This is a genomic window from uncultured Comamonas sp., assembly GCF_964277875.1.
Taxonomy (GTDB): domain Bacteria; phylum Pseudomonadota; class Gammaproteobacteria; order Burkholderiales; family Burkholderiaceae_C; genus Comamonas; species Comamonas sediminis.
Genome location: NZ_CAXYJV010000030.1, coordinates 13,149 through 26,507, shown reverse-complemented (window position 1 = coordinate 26,507; position 13,359 = coordinate 13,149). Strand labels below are relative to the sequence as shown.

Here is a 13,359-nt window from a genome sequence, read left to right as displayed (position 1 = left end):
CGTGAGGCCTGACACATTCTTCACAAATTATTTATAGATGAATGAAATATGCGTGAATCACGACATCTATGGTGCATAACACCTTTAGCAAGCAGAGGTTGGTCGGATTTCAGCGACGTGGAAGTCGAAATAATTCATAGATTTGCTTTTTTCTCGCAAAAGACTAATATCTATGAATGCCTCGCCAAAACACACCGCCCTCTCACTACCCGCAAGCCGTTCTGCAGCAGATCGAAAAGCTGGCGCAGAACATTGCGATCGCCCGTAAGCGGCGGGGAGAGTCGCAGGCGCAATGGGCCAAGCGCCTGGGCATTTCGCAGCCCACGATGGCGCGGATCGAGCGGGGTGATCCGTCGGTGGCAATGGCCTCCTATGTGATGTGCATGTGGCTGATCAATCCAAAGGGCGATTTGGCCGCGCTGATTGCGCCCCAAAACGACCATGCGGCGCTGGAGCGGGAGGTCGCCAAGGCAAAAGCTCAGCGCAAACCCAAAGCGCCCCAGCCAAACAGTGCTGCGCCACCAACGGCCAACGCGGATAGTGCCGTGTACCCCAGCCAGGAATCCGACCTTGCCTCCATCATTCCTGGCCTGTTGAACGAAGCACGCCAGGAATGGACAAGTGCAGCCCCAGGGCTTGCCGCGCTCATGGCCAAGAAGCCTCCCCAAAAGCCATGACCACCGCCGCCCCCGCCGTCTCTGCACGCACCTATGTGCCGCAAGACCAGCTCTATGTCTGGGCCATGGTCAACCCAGCAGCGCCCACCTTGGCGGGCACGGTCAGCCTTTCGCAGTTGGTGGCGGATTGCGCCACGTTCAGCTATGCGCCAGATTGGTGGAACTTTGCACTCAGCCAGGACCTGCCCTTGGTACAAGGCCAGCTCTTCAGCAATGATGAAAAGCACACAGCGCCCGGCGCCATTGACGATGCCCGGCCTGACCGCTGGGGCGAGCGCATCATCCGCCATATCGACCGGCCTGCACGCCTGTCAATTCTGGAGATGCTGCTCTTTGCCGGTGACGACCGCTTTGGCGCGCTGGGCATCTCCACCTCGGCCGAGCGTTACCTGCCGCGCTACATCGGGCCCTATCCGCGGTTGAACGACTTGGCGCAACTCGCTGCCGCCGTAGAAGACGTGCAGACCCAGGCCCCGATCACCCCTGAGATACAGCGGCTGATCCAGCCCGGCGTCACCTTGGGCGGCGCCCGGCCCAAGGCCTTGCTGCAGACCGACAATGGCCCGTGCGTCATCAAGTTCAGCGAGTTGGATGATGCCGTGGATACCCCGCTGATTGAACACGCGACGATGAGGCTGGCCGCACAAGCCGGCATGTACACCGCCAACACGGCGGTGCTGCCTCTGCCACCACGCTATGGCAAAGCACGGCACGCACTCACCGTCGAACGTTTTGACCGCATCGGCCCCTTCCGGGTGCACTGCCAGTCTGCCCATACCGCCCTGCGCGCTGCGGGGCTGGAGATGGGCTACAGCGCCTTGGCAAGCATCCTGCTGCGCCTGGGCCATCCCGAGCGACAAGCCGCCATGCGCGAGGAGTTGTTCAAGCGCATGGTTTTCAACATCCTCATGGACAACACCGACGACCATGAGCGCAACCACAGCCTCAGCCTCAACCTGGCTGATAACTACTACGACCTCAGCCCCGCCTACGACGTGGTGCCTAGCCTGCAAAACCTGGGCTACCAAGCCCTCAGCGTGGGAACCATGGGCGCCGAATCCACCTTGGAGAATGCCCTCACCCAGATCAACGAGTACGGCCTTAAAAGGCCGCGCGCCCTGGCGCTGGTGAAAAAGGTGGCAGCGGTCGTCGACCAATGGGCTGTGCATTTTCAGGCGCTGGGCGTCAGCCCGGTGGATATGGAACAGCTCGCAGCCAGCATCGACCGCGACGCGCTTCGGCTGCAAAGGCAGGCATTTCTTTAAAGCCTGCGGGGCTGGCTGAAACCTTCAGAAGCGATGGCGCAGCGCCCTCCCATCCCAGCCCTTGGAAGATCTGCCTATATTTAAGGCAGCTCAGTGCCCATCCACCACCACCGGCACCCGGGGCGCCACCGCGCACATCAGCTCATAGCCCACGGTGCCGGCGGCGTGTGCCACTTCGTCGATGGCGAGCACCGTGCCATTGGCGGCGCGGCCCCAGAGGGTGACCTCGCTGCCCCAGCCGGCTTGGGGGATGTCCGTGAGATCAACGGTGACCATGTCCATGCTGACCCGGCCGATCAGGCGCGAGCGCTGGCCGTCGACCAGCACGGGGGTGCCGTTGCCGCAGTGGCGGGGGTAGCCGTCGGCATAGCCGCAGGCAACGACACCGATGCGCATGGGCTTGTCGGCGGTAAAGGCCGAGCCATAGCCGACGGTGTCGCCGGGCTGCAGTTCCTGCACGCCGATGACCTTGGCTGACAAGGTCATCGTAGGCTGCAGGCCCCAGTCGTCAGCGGTTTGCAGCGGGTAATCGGGCGCGCTGCCATAGAGCAGGATGCCGCCGCGCACCCAGTCGCCACGCTCGCTCGCCGACATATCGGGATTGCGCAGCAGCGCGGCGCTGTTGCAGATGCTGCGCTCGCCGGGCAGGTCCACAGTGGTCTGGGTGAACAGCGCCAGTGCCGCGCCAATGCCCTTGGCGGTATCGGCATCGCTGAAATGGGTGATGAAGGAGATCTCATCCACCTGGGGCAGCGCATTGAGGCGCGCCCAGGCCGAGCGGTAGCGCTCGGCGGTGAAGCCCAGGCGGTTCATGCCGGAGTTCATCTTCAGGAACACGCGGTGGGGCTGCTGGGTCTTGTGCGCCGCCAGCCAGTCGATCTGCTGGTCGCAGTGCACCGTATGCCAGAGGTTCAGGCGCGAGCACAGCTCCAGGTCACGCGCATCAAAGACGCCTTCGAGCAGCAGGATGGGGCCGCGCCAGCCCAGATCACGGATGCGCTGCGCCTCGGACGGCTCCAGCAGCGCAAAGCCATCGGCGGCGCGCATGCCGTCAAACACCTGCTCGATACCATGCCCGTAAGCGTTTGCTTTCACGACACACCACAGCTTGGCGTCTTGCGCCGCTTGACGCGCGCGTGCCAGGTTATGTTGCAAGGCAGCGGTATGAATGGTGGCTAGAATGGGGCGCGGCATGGCGAATACTCACAACAAGATGATGAAAAACCCCTAGTATTCTGGCACCGTGCTTTCGCCCCTGCGTGCTATAACCTCGACTCCCTACACGCAGCTTACAAATTTCTCGCGCCATTAGCATCCCTTATTAGCATCCCCAACGAATGAAGCGCGGTTTCTACACCATCATGTCGGCGCAGTTTTTCAGCTCGCTGGCCGACAACGCCCTGTTTGTCGTTGCCGTCGATCTGCTGATCAACGCAGGGGCCGCCGAGTGGCAGCGTGCCGCCCTGGTGCCCATGTTCGCGCTGTTCTACGTGATCCTGGCACCGTTTGTAGGCGCTTTTGCCGATGCCTACCCCAAGGGGCAGGTGATGTTCATCAGCAATGCCATCAAGGTCGTCGGCTGCCTGCTGATGCTGTTTGGCCACCACCCGCTGCTCGCCTATGCGGTCGTCGGCCTGGGCGCAGCAGCCTACTCCCCGGCCAAATACGGCATCCTCACCGAGCTGCTGCCCGCCAGCCAGCTGGTGCGGGCCAATGGCTGGATCGAGGGGCTGACCATTACCTCGATCATCCTGGGCGTGCTGCTGGGTGGCCAGCTGGTGGGCCCCCAGGTCTCGGGCTGGCTGCTGTCTTTTGATCTGCCGCTGATCGACACCCCCATCGACACCCCGTCCGAGGCGGCGATCTGCGTGATCGGGCTGCTGTATGCCGGCGCTGCCTGGTTCAACACGCGCATCCCGCGCACGAATACCCAGCTGGTGCCGCTGCGCCAGGACATGAGCCGCAGCATGTTCTCCAACGTGATGGACCTGCTGCCCGACTTCTGGCGCTGCAACAGCCGCCTCTGGCGCGACAAGCTCGGCCAGATCTCGCTGTCGACCACCACCTTGTTCTGGGGCGTGTCGGGCAACCTGCGCTATATCGTGCTGGCCTGGAGCGCGGTGGCGCTGGGCTACAGCACCACCAAGGCCTCGGCCCTCGTCGGCGTGGTGGCGATTGGCACGGCAGTCGGCGCCATTCTGGCCTCGATGCGCATGAAGCTCGACGGCGCCACGCGCGTGATCCCGCTGGGCATTGCGATGGGCCTCCTGGTGGTGTGCATGAACTTTATCCACAGCATCTGGCTGGCGGTGCCTTTCCTGGTCGTGCTGGGGGGCCTGGGCGGCTTCCTGGTGGTGCCGATGAATGCCTTGCTGCAGCACCGGGGCCATAACCTGATGGGCTCGGGCCGCTCGATTGCGGTGCAGAACTTCAACGAGCAGGCCTGCATCCTGGGCCTGGGTGTCGTCTACAGCATGTTCACCCGCTTTGGCATGTCGGCCTACGGCGCCATCACCTGCTTTGGCCTGCTGGTGGCCGGCATCATGTGGTGCATCCTGCTGTGGCACCGGCATAATTGCAAACAGCATCCGCAGGAAGTCCAACGGCTGCTGGACATTGCCCGCCACGACCACCACCACTGACGGCCCCAGGCGGTGGGCCCAGCGCCAGGCCACCCGGCCCTTCTGCACCACCCAAAAATTAGTAAGCTGACAGCGCCTGGGCACCCCAGGCGCGGCTTCCCCTCGCCCCATGCTCACCGCGCTGCCCTTTTTAGCCCTGATGACCAACGCCCTGATCTGGGGCACGATCTGGTGGCCGTTCCGTCAGTTGCAGGCCCTGGGGGTGCACCCGGTGCTGGGCACCGCCCTGGTCTACCTGATCCTGTTTTGCGGGCTGCTGCTGGTCAAGCCGGCGGCGGCGGCCATTGCCCGGCGCCACCCGCTGTTGCTGCTGCTGGCCTTTACCTCGGGCAGCACGAATGTGCTGTTCAACTGGGCGGCCACCACCGGCGATGTGGTGCGCGTGGTGCTGCTGTTCTATCTGATGCCCGCCTGGTCGGTGCTGCTGGCCTGGTACTTTCTGGGTGAAAAGCCCAACAAGTATTCGATACTGCGCCTGGTGCTGGCCTTCAGCGGCGTGCTGATCGTGATGATTCCGGCCGGCGCCACCTGGCAGAGCCTGACGGCCAACCTCTCGCTGCCCGATGCGCTGGCGATTGTCGGCGGCTTCACCTTTGCCGGCACCAATGTGGTGTTGCGCAGCCAGTACCGCGTGCCGGGCGAGGCGCGCATGCTGGCCATGTTCTTTGGCGGTCTGGTCGCCGCCGGCGCCATGTCGGTGCTGGGCATCTCCCTGGGCCGCATGCCGCCTGTTCCCGATATCGTCTGGAGCTGGCCGCTGATGGTGCTGGTCGTCGCCGTGCTGATCATGCTGAGCAACTGGACCTTGCAATACGGTGCCTCGCGCCTGGCCGCCACCACCGCTGCGGTGGTGATGCTGTCCGAGGTGGTGTTTGCCAGCGCGTCCAATGTGCTGATCGAGGGCACGGTGCTCTCGGGCCGCCTGCTGCTGGGCGGCGCGCTGGTGCTGTCGGCCTCGCTGATCGCGGCGCTGGAGTCGCGACTGCCCTGAGTGGTGTGACGGTGGGTTAGCGACTAAGATAGCCGCCATGCCCGCAACACCGCACACCATCCAGGACTTTGTTCTCCACGATGCCAGCGCCCAGCCGCTGCCGCTGTCGCGCTATGCCGGCCAGGTGGTGCTGGTGGTCAACACGGCCACGGCCTGCGGTTTCACGCCGCAGCTCAAAGGGCTGGAGGCCTTGCAGCAGCAGTACGGCGCCCAGGGCCTGCAGGTGCTGGGGGTGCCGTGCAACCAGTTTGGTGCGCAGGCATCGGGCAGCAATGCCGAGATTGCGCAGTTTTGCGAGCTGAACTACCAGACCAGCTTTCCCAGCCTGGCCAAGGTGGAAGTGAACGGCCCGCACACCGACCCCTTGTTTGCCTGGCTCAAGGCGCAGGCGCCGGGCATCCTGGGTGGGCGGATTCTGTGGAACTTCACCAAGTTTCTGGTGGGCCGCGATGGCCGCACGGTGCAGCGCTTTGCACCGATGACCAAACCCGCCAAGCTGGCAGCGGCTATTGAAAAGGCCTTGGCTGCTTCTTAAATACCAAACGGCGCTCAGTCCATCAACGCCGTCTCCAGCCCGGCGGCAATGCTGGCCAGGCCGGCAATCACACAGACCGCACCCCAGAACTTGCGCAGCCAGCGGCGCTTGGTGGTGCTTGTGGTGCTATCGGGCTTCATGGCGGTCTCCTTGCCAGGTCTCAGACAGTCAGTGTAAGCAGCGGCTGATCGGCGATCAAGCCAGCACATAAAAAAAGCTGTCCACGCTTTTAGAGCGCGGGCAGCTTTTTACTGGGCGAAGGCCGGGTTTATTCAGCAGCAGCGCTGTCGTCGGCCTTGGCGGCGGCCGGCTCGGCCACCTCGTCCTCGTCCGCCGCTTCGGGGGCCGCAGGGGCAGCGGCAGGGCGTACAGCAATCGCCTTGGTCTGGGCGGCGCGGTGCAGGTGGCGCTCGACCGCAGCCGGGTGCATGCCGTACATGTCGGCAAACTCGGCCACGCTCTTGCCGCTGGCAGCATGGGCGGTCGCCAGCGCCTCGGCCTTGGCGTCGAACTCGGCCACTTCCTGCATGGCAGCAGCGAGCATCGCCTGGGTTGCTTCATCCTTGACCTGGACCTTGGCCAGGAAGTCGTCGCGGCTCAGGTCCGATGCAATATAGGCCATGCCAATGCGGCGGCGCAGCTTGAGCTGCAGGTCTTCGCCGTCGCGCGGCTTGCGGCGGCGGAAGGACTCCACCAGCGCATGGAACACGTGCTCAGGCGCCATCGCCTCGACCACCTGGCCCTGCAGGTCATGGCGGGGCTGGCCCATGGCCACGGCGTTCAGGTAGCGGGTCGAACGGGTATGCAGGCCCAGGGCCACCTTCAGCTCGCTCTTCTCGAACGCGTCGGGGTGGGCGGCCATCAGGTCCTGGAACACACCGCGCTTGAGTGGCAGCGGCTGGTCACCAAACAGCGCCGGGTACAGACCTGCGAGCTTTTCCACCACCGGGTGGCGTGGGCGGGGAGGCGCCTTGGGCGCAGCGGGGGCTGCCTGGCCACCATCACGGCGCGGGCCACGGCCACCAGCACCCTGGCCTTCGCGGCGTGCGCCATTGCCGGGCTTGTTGCTGCGGCGGGGGGCCTGGCCGCTGCGAGCGGGGCGCTCGCTGCGCGCCTGGCGCTGCACGGGTGCGGCATCTGCCTCGACCGGTGCAGGCGCAGCTGCCACTTCCAGCGCATGGCCCTTGGTGGCCGCACGCAGCGCATCGGCCATGGCCGAGTTCAGCACCGGCGCTGCGCCTGCAGGGCGCTCGCGGCGCTCCTGCTTGGGCTGGCGACGCGTATCACCGCCCGCTGCGGGCGCTGCCGCAGCTGGTGCCGGTGCGGAAGCATCAGAAGAGGTGGGGAGGGTCGGTTCGGTCATAAACAGAGGCTGGCACAGAAAAAAGTGCAGACCCGCCAAGAGCAGCTGCACCGGTAAAAAGCAAAACGCCCTGGATTACCCAAGGCAAGACTGCAAGTATAACGAATCAAGCCCATCACCAAGTAAGCAGCTGCACACCGCAGCAGGGCTTTAACGGCGGGAGCGGCCAGGGTGCAGGGCGGCGTGGCGCGGCCACGCCAAGGCCTGCGGTAACGGCATCGCCGCTGGCACTGCCCATCGTCAATAGGTCCCCGGGTACTCGCCGCCGTCGATCAGCCAGCTCTGCCCGGTCACATAGCCGGTGTGCCGCGATGCCAGGTAGGCGATCAGCGCGCCCACCTCCTCGGGCTGGCCAAAGCGGCCTGCCGGATTGGCGGCCTCGCGGCTCTGGCGCACCTGGGCCGGCGAGCGGCCGCTTTGCTGGGCGAGCTTGTTGATGTGGCGGGCCTGTGCATCGGTGTCGAACGCGCCGGGCAGCACATTGTTGATGGTGACGTTGTGGCGCACCGTCTGGCGCGCCAGCCCCGCCACAAAGCCGACCAGGCCCGAGCGCGCGCCGTTGGACAGCCCCAGCTCGGCATGCGCGGCCTTGACGCTGCGCGAGACGATATTGATGATGCGCCCGAAGCCGCGCTGCTGCATGCCATCGACCACGCGGCGCATCATGTCGATGGGGCCGACCATCATCATGTCCAGCGCCTCGTGCCAGGTCTCGTCGCTCCAGTCGCGGAAGTCGCCGGGCGGGTAGCCGTCGGAGTTGTTGACCAGAATGTCCGGCTGCGGGCAGGCAGCCAGTGCGGCTTCGCGGCCCGCCTTCCTCGTGATGTCGGCCACCACATAGCGCACCGGGCGGCCACACTCGGCCGACAAGGCCTGCGCCGCTGCCTGCAGGCTGCTTTCGGTGCGCGCGGCGACCACCACCTCCACCCCTTCGAGCGCCAGCTGGCGCGCCGCTGCATAGCCCATGCCCTTGCTGCCGCCCCAGACCAGCGCGGCCTTGCCCGTCAATCCCAGATCCATGGTGTTGTTCCTTAGCTCCGCTTAGTGTTGCTCACTGAGTTCGGCCACGGCGGCCGCCTCGTTCTGGAAGATGAAGCTGTCGCTGTAGATCTTGTCCAGCGCCGCACCCGACAGGGCCATCAGCGCCTTGGCATCAGCAATCATATGGGGCGAGCCACACAGATAGATCGAATGCTCGGACAGGTCCTCGAAGTCCTCGGCAATGGCGTCCTGCACATAGCCGCGCCGGCCGGTCCAGCGATCGGACGGGCGCGAGAGCACCGGCACAAAAGTGAATTCATACAACTGCCCGGCCCAGGCCGCAATCTCATCGAGCAGGTACAGATCCGCCTCGCTGCGCATGCCCCAGTAGAAATGGATCGGCGGGCAATCCGCATCGCCCAGCAGCGATTCCAGGATCGCCTTGATCGGCGCAAAGCCGGTGCCGGTGGCGGCAAACACCATTGGCTGGTAGTCCTGCGCGCGGTAGTAAAAGCTGCCGTGCGGCAGTTCCACATCCAGCACATCGCCGACCGCCATCGTCGCCAGCAGGCCATCGGTAAAGCGCCCGCCGGCAATCTTGCGGATCTGCAGGCTGATGCGCCGGCCCTGCGGCGGCGTGGCCATCGAGAAGCTGCGGTGCTCGCCGCCGGGCAGGCAGATGTTCAGGTACTGGCCCGGCACATAGCGCAGGCCGTGGTCCTCGGGCAGGTCCAGTGCCAGGTGGTAGATATCGGGCGTGTGCATGCGCAGCTCGGCCACGGTGGCCTGCACCCGGATGGGTGCGGAGCTGTCCGGCCCCGCCGCGATGCTGATCACCAGATCGGACTGCGCCCGCGCCTGGCAGGCCAGCGCATAGCCCTGTGCATGCTCCTCCTCGCTCATGGCCAGCGGCAGCTCGCCATCGGCATAGGCAAACTGGCCCTCTTCCACCTTCATGCGGCAGGTGCCGCAGCCGCCAAAGGTACATTCATGGGGCAGCGCCACGCCCTGGCGCGTGGCGGCATCGAGCACCGACTCATCGGCACCCACGTCAAACAATTGCTGCGTCTGCAGCCACTGTACGCGGTAGTTCATCGCAGACCTCAGCTCGGTTGTCCCTGGCGCTTATTTCTTGATGTCGGCCTGTACCAGCACATCGGCTGCGGCGCCCAGGTGGTCTTTCAAGGCTTGCAAAGCGGCCACGCCACAGGCGGTGTCCTGCTCGCCATTGCCGCCCGACAAGCCCACGCCGCCAATCACCTCGCCGTTGACGACGATGGGGTAGCCGCCGACGAAGACCGCAAACTTGCCTTCGAAGCTCCACTGGATGCCAAAGGCCTCGTTGCCCGGCAGCGCCGGCCCATTGGGCAAGGTATTGAACAGGTGCGTGGAGCGCTTGTGCCCCGCTGCGGTGAAGGCCTTGTTCCAGGCGATCTGCGGGCCGGTGACGCGGGCGCCATCCATGCGTTCGAGCACCAGCGGAAAGCCGCCCTCGTCGGTGATGCAGACCGTCTCGGTCACGCCGATTTCCTTGGCCTTGGCCAGTGCGGCCAGGGACATCACACGGGCTTCCGCCAGTTCCAGTTTCAGTGCGCTTTTCATCGTGTTTCCTCTTGCTGTCAGGTATCAGATACCGCGGTAGACGGTCTTGATCTGGGTAAAGAATTCCAGGCCGGCGCGGCCCGATTCGCGGAAGGTGGAGGTGCTGGAGTTCTTCAGCCCGCCAAAGGGGGCGTTGACCAGGTTGCCGGTGGTCGTGCGGTTGATCTTGACGGTGCCCGCCTGGATCTCGTTGGTGAACACATGCATGTAGCGCGGGTTCATCGTGACGATGCTGGCCGACAGCCCGTACTGCGAGTCGTTGGCCTGGCGCAGCGCGTCGTCAAAATCGGCCACTTCGATGATCGCCAGCACCGGTCCGAAGATCTCTTCCTGCGCAATGCGCATGCTGTTCTTCACATCGGTAAAGACTGCGGGCGACAGGTAGTAGCCATGGTCAAACTCGCCCCCGGTCAGCCGCTCGCCGCCGCAGAGCCAGCGTGCCTCGCTCTTGCCGATGTCGATGTAGCGCTGCACGGTCTGCAGCTGCTTTTCGGTCGCCAAAGGGCCCAGGTCCATGCCTGGCGCCATGCCGTTGCCGATCTTGAGCTGGGACACGCGCGTCAGCAGCTTGTCGGTAAAGGCCGCTTTCACGCTGGGCACCACCAGGATGCGGCTGGTGCCGGTGCAGGCCTGGCCGGTCAGCGAGAAACCGCCCTTGATCGCCAGGTCCACCGCCAGGTTGAGGTCGGCGTCCTCCATCACGATCAGCGGGTTCTTGCCGCCCAGCTCCATCTGCAAGCGGGTGGAGAGGTGCACGGTGCGGTGGATCTGGGTGCCGGCCGTCGTCGAGCCGGTGAACGAGATCGCGCGGATGGCCTGCGAATTGGTGATCACCGGCCCCACCTCGCCCGCGCGGCCGGTGACACAGTTGACCACGCCTGCGGGCACGCCCGCCTTCTCCAGCGCCTCGACCAGGCGCAGCCCCGACAGCGGCGCATCCGACGAGGGCTTGAACACCACCGTGTTGCCGGTGATCAGCGCAGGCGCCAGCTTGCGCGCCGGGATGGAGGCGGGAAAGTTCCAGGGCGAGATCACCGTCACCACGCCCAGCGGCTCGCGGTGGCTGAACACATGCAGATTGGCATCGTCCTGCGGGTAGGTCTCGCCGCCCAAGGTCTGGCCTTCGGTGGCATAAAAACGAAAGGTTTGCGCGCTGCGCAGAAACTCGTCGCGCGCCTGGCTCAGCTGCTTGCCCTCCTCACGGGTCAGCTCCTGCGCAAACTGCTCCACGTTCTGCTCCAGATAACGGGCCGCGTCGTTGAGGATCTTGGCGCGCTTGCCAATGGGCAGCTTGCGCCAGCCATCAAAGGCTTTTTGCGCCGCCTGCACGGCCGCCTCGGCATCGGCCGGGCCTGACGCCTGAAAACGCCCCACCACATCACGGGTATCGGCGGGGTTGAGGTTGTCAAAGGTGCTGCCAAGCAGGCAAGGCACCCAGGCGCCGTCGATATAGTTCAGAAACGTTTGCACGGTGTCAGCCATGGTGGGGAGGGTCTTGGAGAGGTGGAGGTCAGTCACAGCGGCGGCCGCCAGCGGCCCGCCGCCGCGCGGGGCAAGTGGGGGTCGGCAACGCTCAGGCGGCCAGCAGCTCTTCCTGCGAGATCTGCAGGTCCTTGGCGACGTAGTCGTGGTAGAGCGCCGTCGTGTAGAGCAGGCGCATCTGGGCACCGATCTCGCAGATGCGCAGGCACCTGGCTTGCAGCTCGGGCGTGTTGGCATGCTCCAGCACGATCTGGTAGCCGCGCTCGCCATGGATTTCGTCAGAGACGATGTGCAGGTCAAAGAACTCGACCTCTTCATCGGTAAAGCCGTACTTGTCACGCAGAGTGGGCGTCTGCTTGCGGTAGATCGATGGCACCTGCGACTCCAGGCCCACGACCAGACCGGCCACCGCGACCACCGGGTCTTCGCGCATCGCAATCGAATAGCACCAGGCCTGCAGGCCACGCGTGGTGGGCGACATGTTGTTGGGGTCCACCACGCGCTCACGCGTCGTGCCGCAGGCCTCGGCAAAGCGGATCAGCAGATCGGTATGGCGGTCGCCACCAATCTCTTCCTCATACATATTGGCCAGCAGGAAGTCCTTGGCCTCCGTCATATGGTCCGGCGTGCGGGCATACAGATAGGCCAGGTAGTCGGCAAACGGGCCCACATAGTGGTAGTGGTTCTCGGCCCAGCGCGCCAGGTGCTCACGGCTCAGGCGGCCGGTTGCCCAGGCCACGCTGAAAGGGGCCTTGTTGGCGCTTTTGCCCTTGATCGCATTCTCAAGCGCAGCGCGGAATTCGTCGCGGTTCATCAGTGTTTGGGTCATGGCGGGTTCCTCTGAAATGTTGGGGTGTCGCCAAGTCAAACCGATCCAAGCGACGGAGTTAGAATACTGTATACAGAAAACATGGTCAATGTTTTCGCACCCAACTCGCCCCTAGTGCTTACCCCTATCGCTGGTGAATTTCAAAGTCTTCGATCGTCACCTAACAGTCACAAGCCATTGATATTCATTCATCCGCAAGTGCGATCGCCAAACCAAAATTCCCCCTGCATCACGTTATCCCTAATACATCCACAACATCCTTTTGTATACAGTATACGTAATTGCAATGCGGAGGATGCCATGCCCCAGATCACCTTTCACAAGAACGGCCAGACCTTCCACGGCGAGGTCAAGAGCGGCGCCAACCTGGTCGTGCGCGCGGGGATCAAGCAGTTCCCCTTCCCCCACCTGGCCTACCAATGCGGCATGGGCAAGTGCGCCACCTGCGCCTGCAAGGTGCTGGCCGGGGCCGAGCACCTGCCGGCGCCGAACTGGAAGGAAAAGAAGCAGCTGGGCGCCCACCTGGACGAGGGCTTTCGCCTGGTCTGCCAGCTCTGGCCGGAGCACGACCTGGAGCTGGCGCAAGTGCCGCTGCCGGCCGCCCCTGCCAGCAATACCCACCCCGCAGGCACAGCGCCCGCCACCCCTGCTGCCTGAGGAATGCCCATGTTTGTGATCTTGACCAGCAAGCCCGGCCAGTACCGCACACAAGCCAATGCCGACATTGCGCTGTGCGAAGCCTGGGATTACCACTTCTGCGGCCGCCTGCTGGCCCGCTTTGCGGTGGGCGAGTTGCTGCGCGAAACCAAGGTGCAGGTGATCGAGGAAGGCCCCGGCGGCACCACCAACCTGGTGCCTTCCAAGTTTCTGGAGCGCTTTGACTCGCTGGAGCAAGCCCGCCAGGAGCTGCAGCACCTGTGCCAGTTCGGCGCGCTCGATGCCACGCTGACCGCCGCCCCCCTCACCTCTGTGCCCGCCGCCTGATTGACCCG

At 64.5% G+C, this 13,359-nt stretch carries 15 protein-coding genes; 7 read left to right on the top strand and 8 right to left on the bottom strand.

Translation table 11 applies throughout. The features are described 5' to 3' along the window. Positions 1-176 precede the first annotated feature (176 nt). Together ACHWUQ_RS11020 and ACHWUQ_RS11015 are read left to right on the top strand one after the other, a co-directional pair. The gene (locus tag ACHWUQ_RS11020; protein ID WP_394681147.1) at positions 177-677 is read left to right on the top strand and encodes a helix-turn-helix transcriptional regulator; all 501 of its coding nucleotides are present in this window, start codon (positions 177-179) and stop codon (positions 675-677) included. After that, positions 674-1,942 (top strand): type II toxin-antitoxin system HipA family toxin, encoded by a 1,269-nt coding sequence (locus ACHWUQ_RS11015; protein WP_394681146.1) that lies wholly within the window; start codon positions 674-676, stop codon positions 1,940-1,942. The genes ACHWUQ_RS11020 and ACHWUQ_RS11015 overlap by 4 nt, the downstream gene beginning before the upstream one ends. Before the next feature lie 90 nt (positions 1,943-2,032). Here the strand turns inward: ACHWUQ_RS11015 and alr are convergent, their stop codons facing one another. Further along, on the bottom strand, positions 2,033-3,136 hold the full coding sequence (gene alr, locus ACHWUQ_RS11010) for an alanine racemase (protein WP_394681145.1): 1,104 nt from the start codon (positions 3,134-3,136) through the stop codon (positions 2,033-2,035). Between the two features lie 143 nt (positions 3,137-3,279). On the opposite strand from alr, the gene lplT reads away from it, so the two are divergent. The 3 genes from lplT to ACHWUQ_RS10995 all read left to right on the top strand — a co-directional run bounded on the left by lplT (position 3,280) and on the right by ACHWUQ_RS10995 (position 6,110). Then, a complete protein-coding gene (gene lplT / locus ACHWUQ_RS11005) occupies positions 3,280-4,584 on the top strand; it encodes a lysophospholipid transporter LplT (protein WP_239810215.1) in 1,305 nt (434 codons plus the stop codon). Positions 4,585-4,693: 109 nt separating this feature from the next. Beyond that, positions 4,694-5,575, top strand: a complete 882-nt coding sequence (locus tag ACHWUQ_RS11000) for a DMT family transporter (protein ID WP_394681144.1) — start codon at positions 4,694-4,696, stop codon at positions 5,573-5,575. 37 nt (positions 5,576-5,612) lie between these two features. Next, positions 5,613-6,110, top strand: a complete 498-nt coding sequence (locus ACHWUQ_RS10995; protein ID WP_312836600.1) for a glutathione peroxidase — start codon at positions 5,613-5,615, stop codon at positions 6,108-6,110. 14 nt (positions 6,111-6,124) lie between these two features. Here the strand turns inward: ACHWUQ_RS10995 and ACHWUQ_RS10990 are convergent, their stop codons facing one another. The 7 genes from ACHWUQ_RS10990 to ACHWUQ_RS10960 form a co-directional block, all read right to left on the bottom strand. After that, a complete protein-coding gene (locus ACHWUQ_RS10990) occupies positions 6,125-6,250 on the bottom strand; it encodes a hypothetical protein (RefSeq protein ID WP_373449380.1) in 126 nt (41 codons plus the stop codon). Positions 6,251-6,378: 128 nt separating this feature from the next. After that, positions 6,379-7,473, bottom strand: coding sequence for a ProQ/FINO family protein (locus ACHWUQ_RS10985; RefSeq protein WP_394681143.1), 1,095 nt, complete (start codon positions 7,471-7,473; stop codon positions 6,379-6,381). A 240-nt stretch (positions 7,474-7,713) separates the two neighbouring features. Next, positions 7,714-8,493 carry an SDR family oxidoreductase gene (locus ACHWUQ_RS10980; protein WP_394681142.1) on the bottom strand — a complete coding sequence of 260 codons (780 nt, stop codon included), beginning with the start codon at positions 8,491-8,493 and terminating at the stop codon, positions 7,714-7,716. Between the two features lie 21 nt (positions 8,494-8,514). Next, positions 8,515-9,549, bottom strand: coding sequence for a 2Fe-2S iron-sulfur cluster-binding protein (locus ACHWUQ_RS10975; protein ID WP_394681141.1), 1,035 nt, complete (start codon positions 9,547-9,549; stop codon positions 8,515-8,517). A 30-nt stretch (positions 9,550-9,579) separates the two neighbouring features. Beyond that, complete coding sequence (locus ACHWUQ_RS10970; RefSeq protein WP_133857535.1) at positions 9,580-10,056, bottom strand: heme-binding protein; 477 nt, start codon at positions 10,054-10,056, stop codon at positions 9,580-9,582. Positions 10,057-10,080: 24 nt separating this feature from the next. Continuing rightward, complete coding sequence (locus tag ACHWUQ_RS10965) at positions 10,081-11,538, bottom strand: aldehyde dehydrogenase family protein (RefSeq protein WP_394681140.1); 1,458 nt, start codon at positions 11,536-11,538, stop codon at positions 10,081-10,083. Positions 11,539-11,629: 91 nt separating this feature from the next. Then, on the bottom strand, positions 11,630-12,367 hold the full coding sequence (locus ACHWUQ_RS10960) for an iron-containing redox enzyme family protein (protein WP_312462254.1): 738 nt from the start codon (positions 12,365-12,367) through the stop codon (positions 11,630-11,632). 300 nt (positions 12,368-12,667) lie between these two features. On the opposite strand from ACHWUQ_RS10960, the gene ACHWUQ_RS10955 reads away from it, so the two are divergent. Both ACHWUQ_RS10955 and ACHWUQ_RS10950 read left to right on the top strand, forming a co-directional pair. After that, a complete protein-coding gene (locus ACHWUQ_RS10955; RefSeq protein ID WP_239810211.1) occupies positions 12,668-13,024 on the top strand; it encodes a 2Fe-2S iron-sulfur cluster-binding protein in 357 nt (118 codons plus the stop codon). A 9-nt stretch (positions 13,025-13,033) separates the two neighbouring features. Next, positions 13,034-13,351, top strand: a complete 318-nt coding sequence (locus ACHWUQ_RS10950; RefSeq protein WP_312462256.1) for a ferredoxin — start codon at positions 13,034-13,036, stop codon at positions 13,349-13,351. Positions 13,352-13,359: the final 8 nt, after the last annotated feature.

Coding starts and splice junctions, on each gene's coding strand:
- ACHWUQ_RS11020 (WP_394681147.1), top strand. CDS start 177: ATGCCTCGCCAAAACACACCGCCCTCTCACTACCCGCAAGCCGTTCTG.
- ACHWUQ_RS11015 (WP_394681146.1), top strand. CDS start 674: ATGACCACCGCCGCCCCCGCCGTCTCTGCACGCACCTATGTGCCGCAA.
- alr (WP_394681145.1), bottom strand. CDS start 3,136: ATGCCGCGCCCCATTCTAGCCACCATTCATACCGCTGCCTTGCAACAT.
- lplT (WP_239810215.1), top strand. CDS start 3,280: ATGAAGCGCGGTTTCTACACCATCATGTCGGCGCAGTTTTTCAGCTCG.
- ACHWUQ_RS11000 (WP_394681144.1), top strand. CDS start 4,694: ATGCTCACCGCGCTGCCCTTTTTAGCCCTGATGACCAACGCCCTGATC.
- ACHWUQ_RS10995 (WP_312836600.1), top strand. CDS start 5,613: ATGCCCGCAACACCGCACACCATCCAGGACTTTGTTCTCCACGATGCC.
- ACHWUQ_RS10990 (WP_373449380.1), bottom strand. CDS start 6,250: ATGAAGCCCGATAGCACCACAAGCACCACCAAGCGCCGCTGGCTGCGC.
- ACHWUQ_RS10985 (WP_394681143.1), bottom strand. CDS start 7,473: ATGACCGAACCGACCCTCCCCACCTCTTCTGATGCTTCCGCACCGGCA.
- ACHWUQ_RS10980 (WP_394681142.1), bottom strand. CDS start 8,493: ATGGATCTGGGATTGACGGGCAAGGCCGCGCTGGTCTGGGGCGGCAGC.
- ACHWUQ_RS10975 (WP_394681141.1), bottom strand. CDS start 9,549: ATGAACTACCGCGTACAGTGGCTGCAGACGCAGCAATTGTTTGACGTG.
- ACHWUQ_RS10970 (WP_133857535.1), bottom strand. CDS start 10,056: ATGAAAAGCGCACTGAAACTGGAACTGGCGGAAGCCCGTGTGATGTCC.
- ACHWUQ_RS10965 (WP_394681140.1), bottom strand. CDS start 11,538: ATGGCTGACACCGTGCAAACGTTTCTGAACTATATCGACGGCGCCTGG.
- ACHWUQ_RS10960 (WP_312462254.1), bottom strand. CDS start 12,367: ATGACCCAAACACTGATGAACCGCGACGAATTCCGCGCTGCGCTTGAG.
- ACHWUQ_RS10955 (WP_239810211.1), top strand. CDS start 12,668: ATGCCCCAGATCACCTTTCACAAGAACGGCCAGACCTTCCACGGCGAG.
- ACHWUQ_RS10950 (WP_312462256.1), top strand. CDS start 13,034: ATGTTTGTGATCTTGACCAGCAAGCCCGGCCAGTACCGCACACAAGCC.